The 21,902-nt window shown below is 64.6% G+C and carries 27 protein-coding genes; 11 read left to right on the forward strand and 16 right to left on the reverse strand.

Going from position 1 to position 21,902, the window contains the following annotated elements; all coding sequences use genetic code 11:
- Positions 1 to 12: 12 nt before the first annotated feature.
- Entirely contained in the window at positions 13 to 1,323 is a 1,311-nt protein-coding gene (locus IF809_RS11890; protein ID WP_128963821.1) for an MFS transporter, read from the reverse strand.
- A 100-nt stretch (positions 1,324 to 1,423) separates the two neighbouring features.
- Between IF809_RS11890 and IF809_RS11895 the strand changes: the two genes are divergently transcribed.
- On the forward strand, positions 1,424 to 2,020 hold the full coding sequence (locus tag IF809_RS11895; protein WP_128963822.1) for a TetR/AcrR family transcriptional regulator: 597 nt from the start codon (positions 1,424 to 1,426) through the stop codon (positions 2,018 to 2,020).
- Between the two features lie 24 nt (positions 2,021 to 2,044).
- Here IF809_RS11895 and IF809_RS11900 read toward each other — a convergent pair whose 3' ends face one another.
- Both IF809_RS11900 and IF809_RS11905 read right to left on the reverse strand, forming a co-directional pair.
- Positions 2,045 to 2,314, reverse strand: a complete 270-nt coding sequence (locus tag IF809_RS11900) for a type II toxin-antitoxin system RelE/ParE family toxin (RefSeq protein WP_347339913.1) — start codon at positions 2,312 to 2,314, stop codon at positions 2,045 to 2,047.
- A gap of 86 nt (positions 2,315 to 2,400) precedes the next feature.
- On the reverse strand, positions 2,401 to 2,688 hold the full coding sequence (locus IF809_RS11905) for a type II toxin-antitoxin system ParD family antitoxin (RefSeq protein ID WP_128963823.1): 288 nt from the start codon (positions 2,686 to 2,688) through the stop codon (positions 2,401 to 2,403).
- A 176-nt stretch (positions 2,689 to 2,864) separates the two neighbouring features.
- Between IF809_RS11905 and IF809_RS11910 the strand changes: the two genes are divergently transcribed.
- Entirely contained in the window at positions 2,865 to 4,184 is a 1,320-nt protein-coding gene (locus IF809_RS11910) for an aminotransferase class V-fold PLP-dependent enzyme (RefSeq protein WP_462837663.1), read from the forward strand.
- 33 nt (positions 4,185 to 4,217) lie between these two features.
- Here IF809_RS11910 and IF809_RS11915 read toward each other — a convergent pair whose 3' ends face one another.
- Entirely contained in the window at positions 4,218 to 5,093 is an 876-nt protein-coding gene (locus IF809_RS11915; protein WP_462837664.1) for a sterol desaturase family protein, read from the reverse strand.
- A 131-nt stretch (positions 5,094 to 5,224) separates the two neighbouring features.
- On the reverse strand, positions 5,225 to 6,214 hold the full coding sequence (locus IF809_RS11920) for an AraC family transcriptional regulator (protein WP_462837665.1): 990 nt from the start codon (positions 6,212 to 6,214) through the stop codon (positions 5,225 to 5,227).
- A gap of 237 nt (positions 6,215 to 6,451) precedes the next feature.
- On the opposite strand from IF809_RS11920, the gene IF809_RS11925 reads away from it, so the two are divergent.
- Complete coding sequence (locus IF809_RS11925) at positions 6,452 to 6,670, forward strand: hypothetical protein (protein ID WP_128963827.1); 219 nt, start codon at positions 6,452 to 6,454, stop codon at positions 6,668 to 6,670.
- Between the two features lie 10 nt (positions 6,671 to 6,680).
- On the forward strand, positions 6,681 to 7,142 hold the full coding sequence (locus tag IF809_RS11930) for a hypothetical protein (protein WP_128963828.1): 462 nt from the start codon (positions 6,681 to 6,683) through the stop codon (positions 7,140 to 7,142).
- 73 nt (positions 7,143 to 7,215) lie between these two features.
- On the opposite strand, the gene IF809_RS11935 is transcribed toward IF809_RS11930, so the two are convergent.
- From IF809_RS11935 to IF809_RS11950, 4 genes are all read right to left on the reverse strand, one after another.
- Complete coding sequence (locus IF809_RS11935; protein WP_128963829.1) at positions 7,216 to 7,644, reverse strand: hypothetical protein; 429 nt, start codon at positions 7,642 to 7,644, stop codon at positions 7,216 to 7,218.
- Between the two features lie 15 nt (positions 7,645 to 7,659).
- Positions 7,660 to 8,013 carry a hypothetical protein gene (locus IF809_RS11940; RefSeq protein ID WP_128963830.1) on the reverse strand — a complete coding sequence of 118 codons (354 nt, stop codon included), beginning with the start codon at positions 8,011 to 8,013 and terminating at the stop codon, positions 7,660 to 7,662.
- A gap of 61 nt (positions 8,014 to 8,074) precedes the next feature.
- Positions 8,075 to 8,683, reverse strand: a complete 609-nt coding sequence (locus tag IF809_RS11945) for a hypothetical protein (protein ID WP_462837666.1) — start codon at positions 8,681 to 8,683, stop codon at positions 8,075 to 8,077.
- 418 nt (positions 8,684 to 9,101) lie between these two features.
- The gene (locus IF809_RS11950; RefSeq protein ID WP_128963832.1) at positions 9,102 to 9,449 is read right to left on the reverse strand and encodes a DUF1236 domain-containing protein; all 348 of its coding nucleotides are present in this window, start codon (positions 9,447 to 9,449) and stop codon (positions 9,102 to 9,104) included.
- Between IF809_RS11950 and IF809_RS11955 the strand changes: the two genes are divergently transcribed.
- The gene (locus IF809_RS11955) at positions 9,436 to 9,612 is read left to right on the forward strand and encodes a hypothetical protein (RefSeq protein ID WP_164938423.1); all 177 of its coding nucleotides are present in this window, start codon (positions 9,436 to 9,438) and stop codon (positions 9,610 to 9,612) included. The genes IF809_RS11950 and IF809_RS11955 overlap by 14 nt on opposite strands.
- 6 nt (positions 9,613 to 9,618) lie before the next feature.
- On the forward strand, positions 9,619 to 10,188 hold the full coding sequence (locus tag IF809_RS11960) for a DUF2939 domain-containing protein (RefSeq protein WP_128963833.1): 570 nt from the start codon (positions 9,619 to 9,621) through the stop codon (positions 10,186 to 10,188).
- Between the two features lie 16 nt (positions 10,189 to 10,204).
- Here the strand turns inward: IF809_RS11960 and IF809_RS11965 are convergent, their stop codons facing one another.
- On the reverse strand, positions 10,205 to 11,227 hold the full coding sequence (locus IF809_RS11965; RefSeq protein ID WP_462837667.1) for an LLM class flavin-dependent oxidoreductase: 1,023 nt from the start codon (positions 11,225 to 11,227) through the stop codon (positions 10,205 to 10,207).
- Between the two features lie 168 nt (positions 11,228 to 11,395).
- Between IF809_RS11965 and IF809_RS11970 the strand changes: the two genes are divergently transcribed.
- From IF809_RS11970 to IF809_RS11985, 4 genes are all read left to right on the forward strand, one after another.
- Complete coding sequence (locus tag IF809_RS11970; RefSeq protein WP_128963835.1) at positions 11,396 to 12,430, forward strand: Cj0069 family protein; 1,035 nt, start codon at positions 11,396 to 11,398, stop codon at positions 12,428 to 12,430.
- A gap of 3 nt (positions 12,431 to 12,433) precedes the next feature.
- Positions 12,434 to 13,030: an ABC transporter ATP-binding protein gene (locus IF809_RS11975; protein ID WP_462837668.1), complete on the forward strand. Its 597-nt coding sequence runs from the start codon at positions 12,434 to 12,436 to the stop codon at positions 13,028 to 13,030.
- Positions 13,027 to 13,833 (forward strand): ABC transporter permease, encoded by an 807-nt coding sequence (locus IF809_RS11980; RefSeq protein WP_462837669.1) that lies wholly within the window; start codon positions 13,027 to 13,029, stop codon positions 13,831 to 13,833. Before IF809_RS11975 ends, IF809_RS11980 begins: the two co-directional genes overlap by 4 nt.
- A gap of 75 nt (positions 13,834 to 13,908) precedes the next feature.
- Entirely contained in the window at positions 13,909 to 14,217 is a 309-nt protein-coding gene (locus IF809_RS11985; RefSeq protein ID WP_453981673.1) for a hypothetical protein, read from the forward strand.
- 400 nt (positions 14,218 to 14,617) lie between these two features.
- Here the strand turns inward: IF809_RS11985 and IF809_RS11990 are convergent, their stop codons facing one another.
- The 3 genes from IF809_RS11990 to IF809_RS12000 all read right to left on the reverse strand — a co-directional run bounded on the left by IF809_RS11990 (position 14,618) and on the right by IF809_RS12000 (position 16,286).
- Positions 14,618 to 14,965: a response regulator gene (locus tag IF809_RS11990; protein ID WP_128963838.1), complete on the reverse strand. Its 348-nt coding sequence runs from the start codon at positions 14,963 to 14,965 to the stop codon at positions 14,618 to 14,620.
- Between the two features lie 12 nt (positions 14,966 to 14,977).
- Positions 14,978 to 15,391 carry a response regulator gene (locus IF809_RS11995; protein ID WP_128963839.1) on the reverse strand — a complete coding sequence of 138 codons (414 nt, stop codon included), beginning with the start codon at positions 15,389 to 15,391 and terminating at the stop codon, positions 14,978 to 14,980.
- 418 nt (positions 15,392 to 15,809) lie between these two features.
- Complete coding sequence (locus IF809_RS12000; protein WP_462837670.1) at positions 15,810 to 16,286, reverse strand: cupin domain-containing protein; 477 nt, start codon at positions 16,284 to 16,286, stop codon at positions 15,810 to 15,812.
- Between the two features lie 257 nt (positions 16,287 to 16,543).
- Here IF809_RS12000 and IF809_RS12005 point away from each other — a divergent pair, with 257 nt between their 5' ends.
- Positions 16,544 to 17,569, forward strand: coding sequence for a transglycosylase SLT domain-containing protein (locus IF809_RS12005; protein ID WP_462837671.1), 1,026 nt, complete (start codon positions 16,544 to 16,546; stop codon positions 17,567 to 17,569).
- 625 nt (positions 17,570 to 18,194) lie between these two features.
- On the opposite strand, the gene IF809_RS12010 is transcribed toward IF809_RS12005, so the two are convergent.
- The 3 genes from IF809_RS12010 to IF809_RS12020 all read right to left on the reverse strand — a co-directional run bounded on the left by IF809_RS12010 (position 18,195) and on the right by IF809_RS12020 (position 21,779).
- Positions 18,195 to 18,878, reverse strand: a complete 684-nt coding sequence (locus IF809_RS12010) for a class I SAM-dependent methyltransferase (protein WP_462837672.1) — start codon at positions 18,876 to 18,878, stop codon at positions 18,195 to 18,197.
- 25 nt (positions 18,879 to 18,903) lie between these two features.
- A complete protein-coding gene (locus IF809_RS12015; protein WP_453981684.1) occupies positions 18,904 to 19,362 on the reverse strand; it encodes an Rrf2 family transcriptional regulator in 459 nt (152 codons plus the stop codon).
- A 395-nt stretch (positions 19,363 to 19,757) separates the two neighbouring features.
- Positions 19,758 to 21,779 (reverse strand): YgiQ family radical SAM protein, encoded by a 2,022-nt coding sequence (locus IF809_RS12020; protein ID WP_462837673.1) that lies wholly within the window; start codon positions 21,777 to 21,779, stop codon positions 19,758 to 19,760.
- Positions 21,780 to 21,902 lie beyond the last annotated feature (123 nt).

Below are 21,902 nucleotides of genomic sequence, written 5' to 3' on the forward strand. Positions count from 1 at the left end.
GCGAGTCGTTATCTACGCCGCAGCCAGCGCAGGCTGCACCGGACGACGGCCGATCATCAGCGACAGCACTGCCGCCACGATGCCGGTCGCGCCGGCGATCATGAAGGCCTGCAGATAATCGCCCTGCGACGAACGCATGAAGCCGGCGAAGAACGCCGCGCAAGCCGCGCCCAGCTGATGGCCGGCGACCACCCAGCCGAAGATCAGCGGCGCGTTCTTGTCGCCGAACGCCTCGTTGGCGATGCGCACGGTCGGCGGCACGGTCGCGATCCAGTCGAGGCCGTAGAACACGGCGAACACCGACAGGCTGACGAAGGAGAAATCCGAATAGGGCAGGTAGATCAGCGACAGTCCGCGCAGGCCGTAATAGAAGAACAAGAGCTTGCGCGGATCGAAGCGGTCGGTGAGCCAGCCCGAGAGTGTGGTGCCGAACAGGTCGAAGAATCCCATCAGCGCGAGCAGACTCGCGGCCTGCACCTCGAAGATGCCGTGGTCGCCGCAGAACGCGATCAGATGGGTGCCGACGAGGCCGTTGGTGGTGAAGCCGCAGATGAAGAAGGTCGCGAACAGGAACCAGAAGGTCGGCGTCCTGGTCGCGCGCAACAAGTTGCTGATCGCGGCGACGAACGGATTTCCTAACGCGGGCGCGGCCGGGTGATCGTCATGCGGGCTGCCATAGGAGCGCAGGCCGATCGCTGAGGGGCGCTCCGGCACCAGGACATACACCAGCGGAATCAGCGCCGCGCAGCATGCGGCGACCGTCAGCACCACGGGCTTCCAGCCGCCCCATTCGACCAACGATGCAAGGCCCGGCATGAAGATCAGCGTGCCGGTGGCGGTGCTGGCCGTCAAAAGCCCCATGACGAGGCCGCGATTGGTGGTGAACCAGCGATTGACGATGGTGGCGCCGAGCACGTTGGCGACCGCGCCCGAGCCGATGCCGGAGAGCAGTCCCCAGGTCAGGAACAATTGCCACGGCGCCGTCATGAAATAGCTCGCAGCCGTCGAGATCGACATCAGCGTCAAGGCGCCGAGCACGGTGCGGCGGATGCCGAAGCGCTGCATCACCGCCGCGGCGAACGGACCGGCGAGGCCGTAGAGAAAGATGCCGATGGCGGCCGACGACGAGATCACGCTGACATCCCAGCCAAAGGCCTTCTGCAGCGGCAGCATCAGCACGCCCGGCGTGGCGCGCAGGCCCGCGGAGGCGAGCAGCGCCAGGAAAATCACGGCAACGACCACGAAGGCGTAGTTTGGGCCGAACGGCCGGCGGGCGACGGCGGAGGATTGAGCGGAGGCGTGTTGAAAGGAGGGTTCGGGCATGTTACTTACCGGTACGTATTGGGGTGCGGTACTAATACGTACCGGTCAGTAACATTGTCAAGCCCGAAGCCAAGCCATGCCTGAGACCAGACGAAGCCGAATGCCGAAAACAGCCGAGAAAGCTGAAAGCGCCCCGCTCCGGGCCGCCGACCGGATCAGAGCCTCCGCCAGCGAGCTGTTCTATCGCGAGGGCATCCGCGCCGTCGGCGTCGACGAGGTGGTGGATCGGGCCGGGGTGACGAAACCCAGCCTGTATCGCGCCTTCGCCTCCAAGGACGATCTCGCCGCCGCCTATTTGCGCGATTACGACCTGAACTTCTGGGAGAATTTCGAGCGGCCCGGCGGCAAGTCCTACAGCAACGCACGCGACCATGTGCTCGCCTATATCGGCCAGCTCGCCCCACGCGCTGTCGCCAAGGGTTATCGCGGCTGCGGCCTCAGCAACGCCGCCGTGGAATATCCGGCGCGGGACAATCCCGCCCGCCAGGTCGCCGAAGCCCACAAGAAAGTCTTCCGCAAGCGCCTGCGCGAGCTTGCCGCGCAGATGGGCGCGCGTCAGCCTGATGTGCTCGGCGATGCGCTGCTGCTGCTGATCGAAGGCATCTACGTCACCGGCCAGCAGTCCGAAGGCGGCCCCGCACAGTCGGCCCTCGCAGCCGCGAAGCTATTGATCGATGCGAGCGTGAAGGCGGGGTGAGGGCGCACCATCGCCGTCGGCAGGTCACGCGCTGCCGTCGTCGGTCGGGATGTGGCGCTGAAGATCCATTCTGTCATGGAGGATGCGCACGACCTCGATCATGCTCTCGGGCCCGACACGGTACATGAGGAAGTGGCTTCCGCGTCGACCGCGCCGTGCAATGTGGAGCGTGCGAAGGCCCGGCGCGATCTCGTCACGGGATTTGGACCCTGCGACCTCCGGGCCCTCGGCGAGTGCGCCAATCGCTTGAACGAGCGTATCTCGATAGATGCGGCGCTTGCCGCGGCCCGAAATTCTCGGTGGTCCATTTCAGAATGTTGGCAAAATCGACTTCGGCGGCGGCGCCAAGGCGGATGCGCCATGGGTGCGGAGCCACGATTTTATTCGACTGTTCCGGAGATGACCTTCTCCGAGAGATCAGTCAGATAGGATTGCAGGTCCTCGATCGTCCTGAATTCCTTGAATTCGCCTCGCTCCAATGACCCGATGCCGAGTCGAGCCGCGGCACGCAACGCCTTGAGCTTGCCGGCATCCTCGGCCTCGCGTTGCTCCACCAGTCGCAGTCCTTCCCGCAGCACCTCGCTGGCGTTCTGGTAGCGGCCGGACTCGACGAGCGCTTCAATGAGTTCCTGTTGACGTTTCGTCAGCACAACGTTTCTCGTCGGCATCGTGGCCTCGCTGTCCCAACCCCTATGGCATAGTATGCCGCAAGCGTTGTCACTTCAACCGCGTTACGGGCCATAGGGCGAATGGCTGGGGCCCGCGCATCATCGAATTGTCACTGCCCCGTCATTCGCGCTCTATTGATTGCGGCTCCTTTCGCTGCGCATGCATAGAGGCTGACATGACTCTCACTGACACGATTTCGTCCAACCGCCGGTCGATCCTGAAAGGCCTCGCGGCCGCGGCGATGGCCCCGCTGGCGTCGCCCGCGATGGCGGCCGAAGCCCTGTCGCCGGCGCCGGCCGGATCGGCGGCCGACATCGCCATGGACAAGGCTTATTGGGCTGACGTCAAGCGGCTCTATGCCGTGACGCCTGATATCGTCAATTTCGAGAACGGCTATTGGGGCATCATGGCCGAACCGGTGAGGCGCGAGTTCATCCGCCAGTCCGACATGATCAACTTTCAAAACACCTATTACGCGCGGCAGCGCGTCGGCGCGGATTTCGAGGCGGTGCGCGCCAAGGTCGCGGAGGCGGTCGGTGCCGCGCCTGAGGAGATCGCGCTGACGCGAGGGGCGACCGAAGCGCTGCAGCTCCTGATCGGCGGCTACAACAGGCTCAAGCCCGGCGATGCCGTGCTCTACGCCGACCTCGACTATGATTCGATGCAATATGCGATGAATTCGCTGAAGGCGCGCCGTGGCGTCGACGTCGTCAAATTCGACATTCCGGAGCCGGCCACGCGTCAAGCGGTCCTCGACGCCTATGCCCGCGCCATCGAGGCGAACCCGAAAGCGCGGCTGCTCCTGCTGACCCATGTCAGCCATCGCACCGGCTTCGTCATGCCCGTCGCCGAGATCGCCCGTATGGCAAAGGCGAGAGGTATCGATACCATCGTCGATGCCGCGCATTCCTGGGGCCAGATCGATTTCCACGTCAACGATCTCGAATCCGATTTCGTCGGGTTCAATCTGCACAAATGGATCGGCGCGCCGCTCGGTGTGGGCTTCCTCTACATCCGGAAGGACCGCCTCGCCGCCATCGACCGCGCCATGGGCGACGAGGACTTTGCAGAGACCGACATCCGCTCGCGCGTTCACACCGGCACCGTCAATTTCGCCACGGTGCTGTCGGTGCCGGCGGCTGTCGCGCTGCATCAGCAGATCGGCGCCGCGGCCAAGCAGGCCCGCCTGCGCTATTTGCGCGACTATTGGGTGAGCCGCGCCCGCGGCTTCAGGGATATCGAGATCCTGACCCCGGATGAGGTGGGCTCCTACAGTGCGATCACGTCGTTTCGTCTCGCCGGCAGGACCGGCAAGGCCGACAACGAGGCGATCGTGGCGAAGCTGCGGGACAACCACAAGATCATGACGGTGCGCCGCGCCGGCGTCGCCAAGGGCCAGTGCATCCGCGTGACGCCGGCGCTGTTCACCGACGAAGCCGATCTCGACCGCCTCGTCGAGGCGCTGGCCGTCGTGACCGGGACGAAGACCGGATAGGCCGCGTGCGGCCGGTCCAGATCGCCCGCTGCGTCATCGGCTCCCATCGTGCGCCACCGGTGCCGCGAGGGGCGATGCCTCGCCGCGGGGCGGACCGATCAGGCAGGCGAGCCGGTCACGCCAGGACTGCGAACGCCAGAGATCGCGCAGCAGCGCCGCCCATTCGTGAGACGCAATGACAATCGGATTGTTGGAGCGCAGCGGCGTGACGAGCCCGTAGCGGCACGGCAGATCGTCGCGCTCCGCAACGAAGGTGCCGAACATGCGGTCGAACAGGATGAAGATGCCGCCGTAATTGCGGTCGAGATATTCTGCGTTGCAGGCGTGGTGCACGCGATGATGCGAGGGCGTGTTGAGCACATATTCCAGCCAGCCCAGCTTCGGAATCCACTCCGCGTGCAGCCAGAACTGGTAGAGCAAATTGACGGAGGCGGCGGTGAACACCGGGCCCGGGGCGAAGCCCAGCCAGATCATCGGCACGAAGAAGATCGCAGCGCCGGTCAGCCGCCCGGTCCAGCCGAAGCGATAGGCGGCGGCGAGATTGAAGTCGTTCGAGGAATGATGGATCGCATGTGTCGCCCAGAACCAGCGCACGCGGTGGCTGCAGCGATGGAACCAGTAGTAGCTGAAATCCTGGGCAATCACGAGCACGGCCACGGCCAGGGGACCATTCAGCGGCAGGGTGAACAGCCGATGCTTCCAGGCCAGTTCGACCAGCGGCTGCGCCAGGCTGAGCGGCACGATCGCGTAGACGACATACTCCCGGCCGAGCGCGTCGGCCAGCGAAGCCAGATAGGCGCGCCAGTCGTAGGCGCGTCGCATCACCAGCGCCAGAACCAGCCCTTCCAGCGTCGCGATCACGATCAGGGCGGGAAGGGCGAACTTGAGCACCTGGAACAACAGCGTCATGGTAATCTCCGCATTTGCAGGCGCGTGGCCTGCCCGGAGCAAAGCTGGCATGCCGAAGATGTCGCGGCGCGCCGATTCCTGCGGGCGGATTGGCCGATTCCCGCAAACGGCCGCCCGGATTCAGAAATCGGTCAGGTCTCGGCCAAACTCGGCCCGGCGGCTCCTGCCGCGCCGGCAAGCCGCGCCCGCCGGTACTCGGACGGCGTCAGTCCGGTCTGGGCCTTGAAGGCGCGATTGAACGGGCCGATCGAGCCGAAGCCCGCATCGAGGGCGATGGTCAGGATCGGGACGCCGGCCTGCGCGGGATCGCTCAGCGCGGCCTCGGCGTCGGCCAGCCGGTAGCCGTTGACGAAGGCGCTGAAATTGCGATGCCCGAGCTGACGGTTGATCAGGTGTCGCAGCCGGTACTCGGGAATGTCGAGCTTTTGCGACAGGGACGCGATGCTCAAGTCCGGCTCGCGAAAGACCTTGTCGTGCTCGAGCAGGTGCTGAAGCGCCAACAGTTGCGCCGAATCGGGTCCGGCAGCCGGCGCGGCCTGGGAATCGAATGCAGGCGCCGACGGCCTGGATTGTACGGCGGCGGGCGCCAGCTGCGTCTCCGCCGTCATGATCGAGCCCTGTACGGCGAACAGAAAGATCAGCGCCGTCAGGGCGGCTGCATTGGCGAGGCTGACCGAACTCGCCGAAAGGCCGCCGGGCCAGAGCCAGTCCGCCGCGATCGAGACCAGCGCATAAAGCACCGTGACGGCAGCGTACCAGACGCGAAGCCTCCGCCGCCCTTCAACCAGGTCGATTCCGCGCCCCGACCATGCATGCCAGGCGCCGAACAGCAGGAAGATCACCGACAGGCCGGTGCGTGCCACGTCGACGGACATCGGGTGCTTGAACTGGTCCATCACGGCGAGCGCCACCAGCGCCAGCCAGCCGAGCGCATGGGACCAGCGCGGCCGAAACCCGTCGGTGAACATCGCGCCCATGGCGATCCAGAACGCGGCCGGCAATCCCGCGCTGACCATTGCAACCGGAATGCGCAGGCGCAGATCAAGCGCACCGAAGCCCGGTGCGGACTCGACGATAAAGGCTGCGATACTCGCGTTCAGCAGCGCGGCATAACGGCTCACGGGGTCGCGCCGCGCATTGCGAGCGGCGACGGCCGCGCGGAGAAGAAGGATGACGACAGCTCCTCCACGCAGTGCAGCTTCCAGGGTCGACATGCAATTCAGGGGTCCGGCAGTGATCGGCTTCGACGGAGAATTGCATCAGGAGCAGTCCTGTCAACAGGATGCATGACGCCGTACAGGAACTTCCATTTTTTCCCGGCGTTGGACCTGCGGCGCGCAGCAGCGGCCGGCCATGAGATGAAGAACTTTTCCAACGCCGCATTTTCCCCCGAGGTGATCGAGCTGATGACCAGCGCCCTTGACGCTGCGGTCGCGACCTTGCCGGAGCCGGTGCATTCCTCGCATGTCACCGCGCTCGCCGAATCCATCCTGCGCACCGCGAGTGCCGGCGAGCGCGATGTAGCGAATTTGCAGAGGATCGCCTTGCTGGAGCTGCAACTGGCGCCGCGCAATTGATGAGGTCGACATGAAGACGATAGCCGCCGTCACACTTGCACTCCTGGTCGCCTCGCCGGTTCTTGCCCGGGCCGAGTCCTGGACCGCCTACCGCATTCCTCAATCCGGGACATCGGTCGACATTCCGATTTCGATCTTCACGGAACAGGCCGGCGAGCCGGACGGCTACGGCCGGAAATTCCGCACGCCCGACGGCGCTGCCGATCTCACGGTGCAGGCCGTTGCTCGCGAGCAGGGGATTTCGCCGGCCGCGTTCCTGGCCGCCAAGCAGCCGCCTGCGGGCATCGTCTACAAGCGGATTGCGCAAAACTTCTTCGTCGTGTCCAGCATCAGGCACGATAAGATCTGGTACGACCGCTGCAACTTCACCAGCCGCTACGTCCACTGCGTGCTGATCAATTATCCCGCGGCCGAGAAGCGGCGATGGGACGCGATCGTCACGCGCATCAGCCAGAGCCTGAGCGGCGGCTGAACCGGCGCGCCAGCAAAAGAGCTGCCCGATCGGATCGGGCAGCAGGTCGTGAGGATCGAAGCGTTCTCGGCGCTCAGCGTGCCGTCGTCGAGGTGGTCGACATGGTCGGCTTCGAGCCCGGCACGTGCGACATCGTCTTGGTGGTCGAGCCCACTTCTTCGCCGGCCTTCACCTTTGTGCGCGTGTGCGAACGGCTGAACGTGCCGCCCTCATGCGCTTGCGCGCGGGCGTTGGAATTCAGCACCGGTCCGTTGCCCTTGTTCATGCTGACGCCGGTCTGGGTCTTGCCATTGACGGCGGCGGCGCTTCCACCAGCCGCGATCGAGGAGCCCGTGCGGCCGCTTGCCGAGGTGGACGTGCCGCCGGTGCCGACGGTGGAGGCGGAGGTGCCGCCTACGGCGGCCGAGCCGCCTGATCCCCCGGTGATGCTGGTCTGCGCCAGCACAGGTGAGGTGGCGGCAAGCAGAAGTGCGACCGCCGAGGTCGTGATGAGTGTTCTCATGTTGCAATCCTTTGTTCAGGGTGACGAGGTCGAGATCGTGCAGCCGTTGACGGTGATGGTGCTGGCGCTGGTCGAGCCGGGGCCACCTGCCGTCGATGACGAGCTTGAAACGTTGCCGCCACCGGCCTGCACATGCACCGACGATCCGCCGGCCGAGCTCGAGCTCGACAGCGAACCGCTTGATGCCGTCGATCCGGTCGTGCCTGAGCTGGACGAGCCGAGCGCAGTGATGCTGCCGTCGGGATGTTTTTCGACCGTGACCTTGCAGGTGTCGCCGGAGGCCGTCTTGCCGGTCTTTTCGGTGGTTTCGGCCAGAGCGGTACTCCCCATCAAAGCCAATGCTGCAATCGCAATGATCGATTTGTTCATGGCAGTTCTCCTCCAACACGGACGAAGGAGCGGCATCGCTGCCGCTCCGTGGATCAAGGCGTCAATCCTTGTCTTTCTTCATCTCGTCCTTGTGGTGGCCCTTGCCCTTTTCCATGCCCATCTCGCTGGCATGGCTGCCGGACTTGCCGGCGTCGTCCATGTCGCGGGATTTCGACGAGCCGGACTGACCGACGGTCGAGCCGCCCGCTGCCGAGCCGCCGGTGCCGACGCTGGACGAGCTCTTGCCGCTGCCCGCCGACGAACCGCCGGTGCCGAGCGTGGAAGCCGAGCCGCTGCCCGAGCCGCTGCCCGCTGCCGAGCCACCGGTGCCGACGCTGGACGAGCTCTTGCCGCCGCCCGCCGACGAACCGCCGGTGCCGAGCGTGGAAGCCGAGCCGCTGCCCGAACCGCTGCCGGCCGCGGAGCCGCCGGTCCCGACACTCGAGCTGCTGGTGCCGCCGCCCGCCGACGAGCCGCCGGTGCCGAGCGTCGACGCCGAACCCGAGCCGCTGCCACCGGCCGACGAGCCGCCGGTGCCGATGGTCGAATTGCTGGTGCCGCCGCCGGCGGACGAGCCGCCGGTGCCGACCGTCGAGCTCGATTGCGCAACGGCAAACGCCGTGCTGGCCAGCAGAGCGGCCGCAACTGCGGAAAGCTTCACTATCCTCATTGTCGTCTCCTCCAGTTTCCAAAAATCGCCAAATCAGGCTCGGGATAAATTGGCAATCGCGCAAACGTTCCTTTGCATGCGCGCTGTTCGCAGCTGATCCGCTGCGTCTGCAGTTTCGCGGTGTGTGGGCAAACATCGAGAGCGTCTATTCATCTGCGGTTCATGCGTGCGCGGCTCTTCGCGCAGCGCAGAGTCACGATCTTGGGCAGGGCGTGTGTGCGGAGCGAACGCGAATGATGGTTCGCTCGATCTCGTCGGCTGTCGAAGGTGCGGCGGTCGGCGGCAGATTTCTGGACTACAAAAGCAGCGCGACGATCAGTGCGCGTGCGAGCAGAATTATTGAGTGACGGGCATCGGCGCCCTGCAATGAACCAAGCGCATCCGCGGCGGGCCGCCCCACGGCCCGCCGCGAGCGGGGTTAGTCGACTTCCTGGACGACCATGCGCGATTCCGGATCGACCAGCATCACGTGGCTGCCGGAATAGACGTAGCGATACTTGGTGAGCGAGGGACCCCAATCGCTCGGGACGGTCGCGAGCTCGACGTCGCGCGGGACCGGCGAGCCGACCACGATCTTTTCGTGCGTCTCGACCGGGCGGATCTTGTGCTCGGTGACGTAGGAATGGATCCTGGTGCGATACTCCGGCTCGATCTGCACGGTAGCGCCGTGCGCCGCGCCGGTCGTGGTCGTCGTCACAGTGGTCTGCGCCATCGCGCCCGTCGACACGAGCAGCGCGGCGGCTGAAATCAGCATGAACTTCTTCATCGCGTTCTCCCTCGCCGCTGGATGCGGCGCTGCGATGAACTCGGTGATCCAGCCGGGTGTTCCCCTGGGAACAGGAACAATTGCCTGTTTTTCCTCTTTTCGGTTCCGCAAGCGCATTCGCGTCTGCAACGATGTTGGAACGCAGCCTTCGGCTACCTGTTGAACCGGCATGAAGTGGCTCGCCGCCGCGCTCGCCGTCGTGGCGCTGTGTCTGCTCGTCTATGCAGGTACGGCATTCGTGTCTCTTGCCGGGCTGGTCGCGGCTGCGCGCAGCGGCGATGCCGATCAGGTGCTCGCCCGGACCGACCTTCCGCGCGTGCGTCACGCCTTGGTCGATCAGCTCATCGATGCCTATCTGCGTCGCCTCGGACGCGAGCGCCCCGTCAAGCCGTTCGAGCGCCTCGCCATCAACACGTTCGGCGCCAGCGTCGCGGATGACCTCGCAAGCAAGCTGTTGACCCGGGACAACATCGCCGTTCTGCTTCAGACCGGGACGGTGCGAGGCAACGTCGAGTTCGGCAGCATTCCGCCGCTCGCTGAGATCGACGTCTCGAACATACCTGGGATCATCCGGCGCTTCACTCTCATCAAGCCCGTCGAGTTCTCGTTGCGGCTGGGTGCCAGTCGCGAGGCCGGCAGCATCAGCATGCATTTTGCCGGCGATGGCTGGCGGCTGTCGGCGGTTAACCTTCCGGCCGCCGTGTTGGCAAAGCTCGTGGAGCGACTGCCGACGCGCTAGAGAATGATCAGCAGGCTCACCGCCACCCCAGCGCCGGCGCGACATGCGTCAGGATCGCCTCGATCGCGTGCGCGCAATAATCGACGCCGAGCTGGTTCGGGATCGTCAGCAGCAGCGTATCGGCCTCGGCGATCGCCTCGTCCTGCCTGAGCTGCTCGATCAGCACGTCAGGCTCCGCTGCATAGGAACGGCCGAAGATCGCGCGGGTGTGCGGGTCGATGAAGCCGATCTGGTCTTCGCCGCCGCGCTCGCCGCCGAAATAGGCGCGGTCGCGATCGTCCATCAGCGCGAAGATGCTGCGGCTGACGGAGACGCGGGGCTCGCGGCTGTGGCCGGCCTCCTTCCACGCCGCGCGAAACTTTCGGATTTGCGCGGCCTGCTGCACGTGAAAGGCTTCGCCGGTCTCGTCGTTCTTCAGCGTCGAGCTCTGCAAATTCATGCCGAGTTGTGCGGCCCACACCGCCGTCGCGTTCGAGCCGGCGCCCCACCAGATCCGTTCGCGCAGGCCTTGCGCATGCGGCTCGAGCCGCAACAGGCCCGGCGGATTGGGAAACATCGGCTGCGGATTGGGCTCGGCAAAACCCTCGCCGCGGAGCAGATCGAGAAACACTTCCGCGTGGCGCCGCCCCATGTCGGCATCGCTCTGGCCCTCGGCCGGGCGATAGCCGAAATAGCGCCAGCCGTCGATCACCTGCTCCGGCGAGCCGCGGCTGATGCCGAGCTGCAGCCGCCCGCCGGCGATGAGATCGGCGCTGCCGGCATCCTCCACCATGTAGAGCGGGTTCTCGTAGCGCATGTCGATCACGGCCGTGCCGATCTCGAGCTTGCTGGTCCTGGCACCGACCGCCGCGAGCAGCGGGAAGGGCGAGGCCAGCTGCCGCGCGAAATGATGCACGCGGAAATAGGCGCCGTCCGCGCCAAGCTGCTCGGCCGCGACCGCAAGCTCGATCGACTGCAGCAGCGTATCCGCCGCCGAGCGGGTCTGCGATTGCGGCGAGGGTGTCCAGTGTCCGAACGACAGGAATCCGATCTTTTTCATGGGCGCAAGGTAAGCGTGACCACGGCAATTTGCGATAGCCGGCCTGAAAAGAATGGCCCCTTGATCGGACCGGGCGATCTCACATAGACTGTCTGGGCGGGATCAAGCAGACTCCCGGCGAGACTTCGGTCCAAGCTCTGCGCAGCACGCAACACGTGGAGCTTGCGCATGAACACCGAACGACGATCCTCATCCCGACCAAGCGTTGCCATCCTCTCGCGAGGCGATGCCGTCGCCCGTCGAGAGGCCACCTCGAAAACTGGTCGCTTCGCCGACGTGTTCGCGGCGCTTGATGCCATCGGCGTCGAAGCTCAGCCAGCGATTTACGACGAGAGCTTCGCGGACGCCGTCCGCGAGCAACTGCTCGGAGTGGATGGCGTGCTGGTCTGGGTCAACCCGATCCAGGACGGTCGAAACCGTGCCGGCCTCGACGCCCTGCTGCGCGACGTCGCCGCGCAGGGCGTCTGGGTGAGCGCGCATCCCGATGTCATCCTCAAGATGGGCACGAAGGAAGTCCTCTATCGGACCCGCGCGATGGGCTGGGGATCGGACACGGCGCTGTATCGGACGGTCGAGGCGATGCGTGCCGGGCTGCCGGCGCGGCTTGCTGCCGGCCCGCGCGTCATCAAGCGCAGCCGCGGCAACGGCGGTCAAGGCGTATGGAAGGTCGAACAGCTCAAGACCTCGCCCATGGTGAAAGTGCTGGACGCGACGAAGGAGGCCTCCGAGGAGCTGACGCTGGACGATTTCATGCGGCGCTGCGCGGAGTATTTCGAGAGCGGCAGCGTGATCGATCAGGCATTCCAGCCGCGCCTCCACGAGGGCGTGGTGCGCTGCTACATGGCAGGCGATCGCTGCGCCGGTTTCGGCCATCACAAGGTCAAGGCCCTGGTCGAATCGCCGGCCGCGCGTTCCGAAGCCGGACCGCGGCTCTACACGTCGAACGCGGACCCACGCTTCCAGCGGCTGCGCCTGATGATGGAGGACGAGTGGACGCCGCAGCTGACCTCGCTGCTCGACATCGCGCGCGGTGACCTGCCCGCGATCTGGGACGCGGACTTCATGCTCGGCCCCGTTCAGCCCGACGGCAGCGACAGCTACGTGCTCGGCGAGATCAATGTCAGCTCGGTGCATCCCTATCCGAAGGAGGCGCCGGCGGAGATCGCAAGGCGCGTCGCCGATCGGTTGCGGCTCAAGACTTGACGCATGTTGACGGTCCGCGCACTCAAGCGCCTGCACCTCTGCGTGTCGTTCGAGTTGCAGGGCGGCGAATGCGTCGCCCTGCAAGGACCGTCCGGCGTCGGCAAGACCCTGCTGCTCCGCTCCATCGCGGATCTCGATCCCAACGAAGGCGCGGTCATGCTGCACGGGAGGCTGAGGGAAACCATGCCGGCTCCCGTCTGGCGCAAGCAGGTGACGTATGTTGCCGCCGAGCCCGGCTGGTGGTCCGACACGGTGCAGGAGCACTTCACGGCCTGGGAGGATGCGCTGCCGCTGGTCGAACGCTTGCGGCTGCCGCACGACTGCGCCTCCTGGCCGATTCAAAGATTGTCGACGGGCGAGAAACAACGATTGGCGCTCGTGCGCGCGCTCGTGCTGCAATCGCGCGTGCTCCTGCTCGACGAGCCGACCTCGGCACTCGATGCGGCATCGGCTGGGGCGGTGGAAGCCTTGATCGCCGAGCGGGTCTCTGCGGGAACGAGCGTGATCTGGAGTACGCATGACGATGCCCAGGCGCGGAGGGTCGGGTCGCGGGTCTTCCTGATGAACACCGGCGGCAGGATCGAGGAGAAGCTGATGTGACCTACATCCCCCTTGCTTACGGCGATCTGATCCTGCCCGCGCTCCTCGTCGTCATGGACGGGGTTCTCTCGCTTGCTCTCCACCTCAAGCTCGAGAGGCAGCTGGCCGTCGCCACGCTCAGGATGGTAATCCAGCTCGTGCTGGTCGGATACGTGCTGACCTTCCTGTTTGCCGCCGTCTCGCCGCTCTGGACCGCGCTTGCGGCCTTCGTCATGGTCCTGTTCGCCTCGCGCGAGATCGTCGCGCGGCAGAAGCGGCGTCTTCCCGGCATCTGGAGCTACGGCCTCGGCGCGTCATGCACGCTGCTCGCCGCCGGCACCGTGACGATGTTCGCGCTGCTCACGCAGCTGCGCCCGGATCCCTGGTATCACCCCCGCTACGCGCTGCCGCTGCTCGGCATGATCCTGGGCAACACCATGACGGGGATCAGCCTCGGGCTGGACGTCCTGATCACCGGCCTCGTGCGTGAACGAAGTGCCATCGAAGCTTGCCTCGCGCTCGGCGGCACGCGGTATCAAGCCGTGTTGCCGGTCGTCAGGGATGCGCTCCGAAGCGGATTCACGCCGATCATGAACAGCATGGCGGCGATCGGCCTTGTCTCCTTGCCGGGCATGATGACCGGTCAGATTCTCGCCGGTGTCGCGCCGGTCGATGCGGCAAAATATCAGCTCTTGATCATGTTCCTGATCGCGGGCGGAACGGGCTTGGGTACGCTGGCCGCCGTGCTCGGTGGCGCAAGGCTGCTGACGGACCAGCGCCACCGTCTGCGCCTCGATCGCATTTCGACCGGAGAGCCGGCCTGACCGTTGCGCCTCGCGCGAGACGGAACCCGGACGGGGATTTGCCCGTTCCGGTCAGGCAACAAATGTGGAGCAACCATGAAATGGATGCTGGTGGTCCTTGTCGGCGGAATGACGCCGGTCAACACCGATCTTGTGTTCGATAAATTCGCCGATTGCCTTTCGGCCGAAGAACAGATGCGCAAGCACTACGCCGACGCGTTCGAGGCCTGGGACAAATGGGCGGCGATGAATATCGAGCGGCGTCACGACTATTCGAAAGCGCGTGATGCGCAAGCCAAGCGTCTCCTCAGCAACGTGGGAACGTGCGTGCCTCATGGTGACGGCTCCGTGGTGACACCGCAGGCCAGCCCGTCGCCGACGCCTTCCCCCAAACCCAGCCCATGACGGATTGAACGGAGCGTCCCAGGAGCATGTTTCGGGGCTGGCAGGTTCGAGACGGGAGGATTGCTTAGGCATTGTTAGCTTTTCTGGGCGAAAATCACCGCGTAGTTTTCAAATGATTCCCTTCCGCAATTTCCCGGATGATCCGACGTGCGCGCGAGATCTGCATGCCTGCCGGCCAACGGGGCGCCGATGCCTCGCGACGAGGCGAACAACATTCGGCCGATCCTGATTTGTGAGACATGCAGGAAGCCGATGGATTTCCTGGCATCTCTTCCTGCCATCGCAAGCCTTCCCGCCGTTCATGCCTATCGCTGCCTGCCCTGTTTGCGGGTGGCCACGGCCGCGCTTCGATAGCGGGGGCGATTTGCCAAGCAACGTCTTGGGAACGGATCAGCGAAGATTACGACAACGCCGAATCGATCGCGGCCTTGAGCTCAACCAGCAGACACGGCTTTATCACCACGGGGGTTCCTTTGAAGGCATCAGGGACTCCCGACGATCCATAGCCGCTCACGAAGAAGAACGGCTTGCCGCGACCGGCAACGGTTGAGGCGATCGGCGTGATCACGTCACCGCCAAGATTTATGTCGAGTATTGCGAGATCGAACTCAGCGCTGCTTGCAAGCGCGGCACCCCGGCTGACGTCGCCAGCCTCCGCAACGACCGAGTGCCCCGCCTCTTCGATCATGTCGACCAGCATCATTCTGATGAGGGCTTCATCTTCGACGAGGAGGACCGAAGCAGGCACGATTTGCGACCCTTAGGCGGGCCCCGTCTGCTGCGAACCCACGTTCAAGAGCTGAGAAACAGCCGCAACGACTTGCGCGGGCGCAAATGGTTTCTGGAGCAGAATGCTGTTTGGTACACCGAGTACGGGCCACTTATCGGCGGCCGCGCCGGTCATGTAAACCACGGGAAAATGCGGGTCGATCTCACGGGCAGCTCGTGCGATCTCCCAGCCGTCAAGACGTCCCAGCAAGTTGACGTCGGTCACGACAGCCCGATAGGGCCTGAGGCCGCTCTTCAGCAGCGTAATCGCTTCCTCACCCGTCTTCACGATTTCGATCTCGAAACCGCCCTCGGCGAGGGCTTCCTCGACGATGATCTGGATCGCTTCCTCGTCTTCGACGACCAGGATGATCGGGAGTTCCGTAGCCGCGTCTTGTCCTGCCATGTGTTACAAAGTGCACACACGGATTTTGTTCCGGCTGCGGAACGGGAGACCGCAAAATTAGGCCTGGAACATTCGCGCATTTGCCAAGTTTTCCCGGTGCCCTTCCCCAAGGGTGACCCCAATGGCCCCAGCTCAATGCCCCCCATTTCCCCGCGAGCTGGGGCCAAGCCGGACATCGGAAGCCAAGACGCGGTTCAAGGCAGCGCGGCTCGCGTCGAAGCCCGGCTCTGCGCCGAGGCGCGGCCCAATGTCTCGGAATGAGCGCGATCTTTCGGGACCACCGTGCGAGGTCAAAACCAAGCGGCCCAATCCACTCTTGCCAGAACGGATGAGGCCCCTTGCTTTGAACCGATGTTGCGAGCCTCCGGCCGGGCGCAAGCTCGTCCGGAGTCAATCGACACCCATGCAGCCTGCCCGTTCAGGCAGGCTTCGATATCGGCTTGTCCTTCTCGACGATGTAATTGATCAGGAGTCTCGTCTTGGTGTCCGCTGCCTTGCCACCAGCATGCGGCGTCTCCGGCGGGATCTGGAATGCTTCGCCCGCCTTGATGATGCGCATCGGCTGTCCCTCGACCGGGAGTTCGCCGCCTCCGCCCTCCATGCAGTAGCTCGACTCGATTCCGGGATGCGTGTGACGCGGGATCGAAACGCCCGGCTCGATCGTGACGTCCATGATGATCGTTGTGTACCCCGGCGCGGGGCCGTCAATCTGCGACAGGATTTTCCGGGTCACCCCGCCGGCGGCAGGTGGCTGTGCGCCCTGCGCGAAAGCCTCCGTTGCGATGAAATCGGTAATTCCACAAATTGCACACGACGCCAAACTGGCGAAACCTCGACGTGTTAACATGATTTTCCTCCCTTTATAATTTAGCGCCCGCGCTACGCGGGTGCTCAATCCTAGCGGGATTTCCAGGCTGCGGGGAGGCAAAGCAGGCGCAACTCTTTGCGGTAAAATCTGCGGCCGGCCCGGCGCGCAGGTGCGGTCGAAGTCCGGGGATGACCAGACCCAAGGCGGACCCCGATGAGAGGCGAGGCAGAAATCTGCCCCCGTTCACCACATTTAAACCATAAGGTTCTACGAAGGGGGACTTATCTGGGCTGCGGCGACATGCGCATAGCCTTCGTACAGAAGCCATCCATGGACTTCGGGCAATGAAGGTTTGGCAGACCGGCTGCATCGTGGCTCTCATCGCGTCCATTGGGGTCTTTCTGGCCGCCGGTAACAGACCGGCCGCGACGATGCCGGATGTCCTGCCGGCAGCGGCAGCGAACGTGGCTCCTGCGCTCGTGGTGACGCCTGCCTTGTACGCCGAGGCATCCGCCAGGCTTGCGGCGGCGCTTCGGGCCGACAGAGCAGAGCCTGGTCCGGCGACGTCGGCAGGTTCCGGGCCGTCGAGCAGTGCAGCCGAGATCGTCGCTGAACCCGTCGGGCCGAAACTGGCGTCGTTGGAGCCTGACACTGTCCAGCCGCTCTCCGCAGCGCGCGATGCGGTCAACGATGCTCCCAAAGCGGCGTCGGCGCCGGATTTCCGTTATCTGGTCTACTACGTCTGGTCCGAACTGCCGCCCGCCGAGAAACCGGCGGAGATCGTCTTGCGTGCGTTCAAGGACATTCCGGTGGGAACGCCGGCCGAAGAGATCAAGCGTGTGTCCGACGCCTTTGGTCTCGATGTCAATTTCATGATGGCGGTTGCCAAGATCGAATCCGGTTTCAACCCCAATCAACGCACCGGGTCCTATATCGGCCTGTTTCAGCTGAGCCAATATGAGTTCGGCAAGTTCGGCTTCGGGCAGATCCGCAATCCCAGGGACAACGCCGTTGCGGCCGCCTACAAGATCCTGACCGAGGGCGTCCAGTTCGGGTGGATCACGCACCGGACGCCTGACATGAGCGATCTTTACCTGATCCATCAGCAGGGCTGGGAAGGCGCCGCCGAGCACGTCAGCCACCCCGCTCGCACCGCCTGGAAATCGATGTGCGCCACTAGCGAAGGCAGGGAGAAGGGCGAGAGGTGGTGCAAACGCGCGATTTGGGGCAATGCGCTTCCGGCGTTCAAGCGCACCTGGAAATCGGTGGACAATGTGACGTCGGAGGCGTTCGTCGGCATGTGGCGCGGCCGGGTCGCCGAATTCTACACGAAATATGTGGCGACCGCCGCTGCGGCGGCGAGCCAGTAAGACCGTTGTCGCCAAGGCGATGCCGGCGGCAGTCAGGAAAGCGGAATAGCTTGTAGGACGGGTTGAGCCTTTGCGAAACCCATCGTCTCTCGTCACAGGCGGAGAGATTGATGGGTTTCGCTGCCGCTCTACCCATCCTACGCGCTATCGATGTCTTCTAAATTGCCCGATTGATCGAAGTCGGACCAACTCAATTGGTTCGCAATATCCCTCTTGCCCCGTGATCGGCTCCATCCAGTCGGAAGTTATTTTCAAAGTATGCTGATAGCCAAGGCAACTTCTTCTCAATGCCCGTCGTGATCAGCTCGTCTGTCATCTCGAGCGTAATCTCATTCCAATTTATGCCTTGCCCAAGCGTCGCTGGAAGATTGTTTGGATCGACTTCGATGACGCTCTTCGTAGTTTAATGTCGGCGAACGTCACGAGATCGGGCAGGTCCTCAGGAGTAATTTTTCGCGGGCCGCGAGTTGTGGCGAGAGAGCGCGTGGTTCAGCCCTTGCGGAACCTCCCCGCAGCGGCGGGATCGATGGGTTCCGCTGGCACTCTTCCCCTCCTACGAGCTGACCTTGTTCATACAATTGGCCCTTCCGGCGTGAATTGATCTGTGTCGACGAGACAGGCGGCATCAGGCGTACGCGACCCAGCCTCGAAAGGCGAAGCCGGTGTAAAACAGCGTTGGCTCGGAGAACCCGGCCTCGCGCAGGATGAGTTCGTCCTGAGCAGGCGCCAGAATCTGCAGATGGTTGCTGACGGCATTCTGTGCGGCCGCGGCCTGCTCCGGCTCGACGCCGGATGCGGCCAGGAACGCTGAGTAGCGCGCCAGCCACAGCGGACGTTCCTTCTCTCCATCGGGCGCGCTCAGATGCGCGACCACGAACGGTGCGCGCGGTTTGAGCCGGCGGCGGACCTCCGAGGCGATGCGGCGTCGTTCGGGGGCATCCACGAAATGGAGGGTCAGGAGGCAGGTGGCGCCGTCGAACGGTCCCTCCGGGGCATCATCGATATAGCCTTGGTGAAAGCGCGCACGTGGTGCGAGCTCTCCCAGAGTCTGCCCGGCCAGCGCGAGCATCGGCCCAGAGGGGTCGACGCCGTCGAAGCGCCAACCGGGATGTGCCTGTGCAAAGGCTTTGAGCTCCAGGCCGCCACCGGCACCGAGGACGAGCACTTGCCCATCGCCGGGGACGCTTTCGGCCAGCAAAATTGACGCCATGGATTGCATGGCGTCGTAGCCCGGCACGAAGCGCCGTGGTCCTTCGGTGTATCGAGCCACGAATTGCGGATCCGAAAATGCGGCTTGAATGTCGGTCATGATGTTGTCCCGTGAATGGAGCCGTTCACGCGCCATGCGCGCTGATGTGATGGATCTTTCGAGACCCCAGCCGCTTGCGCAAATCCTCGCTCAGCATCGCCAGCGTCACCTCGCCGAGGCGCGCCAGCAGCAGCGCCTCTGCATCGTCAAAGGCCTGATCGAGTGCCGCATTGACGGCCTGCTCGACCAGGCAACCCGGCGCTTCCGTCCGGTTGCCCATCGCCAGCAGCGACGGGCTGCCAAGCGCGACGTAGACGTCGTGCAGCGTCACCTTGGAAAGATCGCAGGCCAGCGTCCAGCCGCCCCCGTGGCCCTTTTCCGAGCGCACGTAACCGAGGTCCCGCAGCCCCGCCATGATGCGGCGGATCACCACCGGATTGGTGCCCATGGCTTTCGCCAGGGTCTCGGATGTGAACGGCCCTGGCTGCTGCGCCATGTGCAGCAGCACGTGGAGGACGCCAGAGAGACGACTGTCGCGCTTCATGTAACTTTATATGTTACATGATGGAGGAAAGGTCAACCGGTTTCGGCATGCCCGACGCGCAACGAATTCTCGTCACGTGTCGACAGACCGCGAAACATTCCGCGCGCGGGATGCGGAGTGAAGCTTGAGGATATCGATGCGGAGGAGCGGGAATAGCCCGGACGACAAGGGCGCGATGGTGACATCATGCGCCTGTTTTGCCCGACGGGTCAAGCGCGTCTACGGTTTTTCGGAAAAATCACGCGGACGGACGAGTTGATGCGCGGACGACGCACCATCCCAATCTCGCCGCGCTTTAAGTTCTTGATTTCGCTACCCCCGGCTACTGTGCATGGGGTTGCTTTCAACTTTGTTCGAGCACGCGAACGCGGGAGGCGCAATTCGGCGCTCGGCCGCTACTTCATCAGCCGCACGCCCTTGGTCGTGAACTTCTGCGCCTTGCCGCCCGGTCGCACCGGCCGCCTGGTGCCGGCGGCCTTGCCGGTGCCGGGGGGCTGGTGCGCCGGCACGAGCTGGTGGGGCTGCGAGCCGATCAGGTCGCGGCGGCCCATCTCGATCAGCGCTTCGCGCAGCACCGGCCAGTTGTCGGGATCGTGGTAGCGCAGGAACGCCTTGTGCAGGCGGCGCTGGCGCAGGCCCTTGATCGCCTCGACCTTGTCGCTGCCGCCGTGGCGCACGCCGCGCAGGGGATTGACGCCGGTGTGGTACATCGCGGTCGCGGTCGCCATCGGCGAGGGCAGGAAGGTCTGCACTTGATCGGCGCGATAGCGGTTCTTCTTCAGCCACAGCGCGAGGTTCATCATGTCCTCGTCGGTCGTGCCCGGATGCGCCGCGATGAAATAGGGGATCAGGTAATATTTCTTGCCGGCTCGCTCGGCCGCCTCGTCGAACATCCGCTTGAACTTGTTGTAGGCGCCGATGCCCGGCTTCATCATCTTGTCGAGCGGACCGCGCTCGGTGTGTTCAGGGGCGATCTTGAGATAGCCGCCGACATGATGGGTGACGAGCTCCTTGATGTATTCGGGGCTCTCGACCGCGAGGTCGTAGCGCACGCCCGATGCGACCATCACCTTCTTGATGCCTTTGGTCTCGCGCACCTTGCGATAGAGGCGAATGAGGTCGTCATGCGAGGTGTTGAGGTTCGGGCAGATCTCGGGGAAGACGCAGGACGGCCGCCGGCACGCCGCCTCGACCTTCGGGTCCTTGCACGCCATCCGGTACATGTTGGCGGTCGGACCGCCGATGTCGGAGATCACGCCGGTGAAGCCCGGCGTCTTGTCGCGGATCTTTTCGATCTCGCGCAGGATCGAGCCTTCGGAGCGGTTCTGGATGATGCGGCCCTCGTGCTCGGTAATCGAGCAGAAGGTGCAGCCGCCGAAGCAGCCGCGCATGATCGTCACCGAGAACTTGATCATGTCCCAGGCGGGAATCTTGGCGTCGCCATAGGACGGATGCGGCGCGCGCGCATAAGGGAGGTCGTAGACCGCGTCCATCTCCTCTGATGTGAGCGGGATCGGCGGCGGGTTGAGCCAGAGGTCGCGATCGCCGTGACGCTGCACCAGCGGACGCGCATTGCCGGGATTGCTCTCCCGGTGCAGCACGCGCGAGGCACGGGCGTAGGCTTCCTTGTCCTGCTCGACCTGCTCCAGCGCAGGCAGGCGGATGACGGTCAGGCCTTTCTGGCGCGTGGCGCCCTCGTCGGCGGAATCGAGATCGTCGGCGTGCAGTTCGGTGTAATCAGCGGGGACCTTGCGGAACAGCGCGACGCCCCTGATGTCGTCGAGCTCGCGCGGGCTTTCGCCGGCGGCGAGACGGTGCGCCACTTCGACGACGGCGCGCTCGGCATTGCCGTAGAGCAGGAGGTCGGCCTTGGCGTCGGCCAGCACCGAGCGCCGCACCTTGTCCGACCAGTAATCGTAATGCGCGATCCGGCGCAGCGAAGCCTCGATGCCGCCGAGCACGATCGGCACATCCTTGAATGCCTCGCGGCAGCGCTGGGCGTAGACGACGGTCGAGCGGTCCGGCCGCTTGCCGCCTTCGCCGCCTGCCGTGTACGCGTCGTCATGGCGCAGGCGCCGGTCGGCGGTGTAGCGGTTCACCATGGAATCCATGTTGCCGCCGGTGACGCCGAAGAACACTTTTGGCTTGCCGAGTGCCTTGAACGGCTCGGCCGACTGCCAGTCCGGCTGGGAGATGATGCCGACCCGGAATCCCTGCGCCTCGAGCAGGCGGCCGATGATGGCCATGCCGAAGCTCGGATGGTCGACATAGGCATCGCCGGTCACCAGCACGATGTCGCATTCATCCCAGCCGAGCGCGTCCATCTCGGCGCGGCTCATGGGAAGGAACGGGGCCGGCTTACGCGGGCGGGCCTGCGCCATCAGGGGTTTTGCGGCGGTAATGATCTGGGTGTCCATGAGGCCTACGCATAGGACTCCGGGCCGCCGAATTCAACCGATCGGTGGGCCCGCTCTGCCGATTGTGACGCCAGGCGGGACTGTGACACGGTCCACATATCGCTGCTGCATGCCGTGCCAAGC

This window comes from Bradyrhizobium sp. UFLA06-24 (assembly GCF_054967145.1).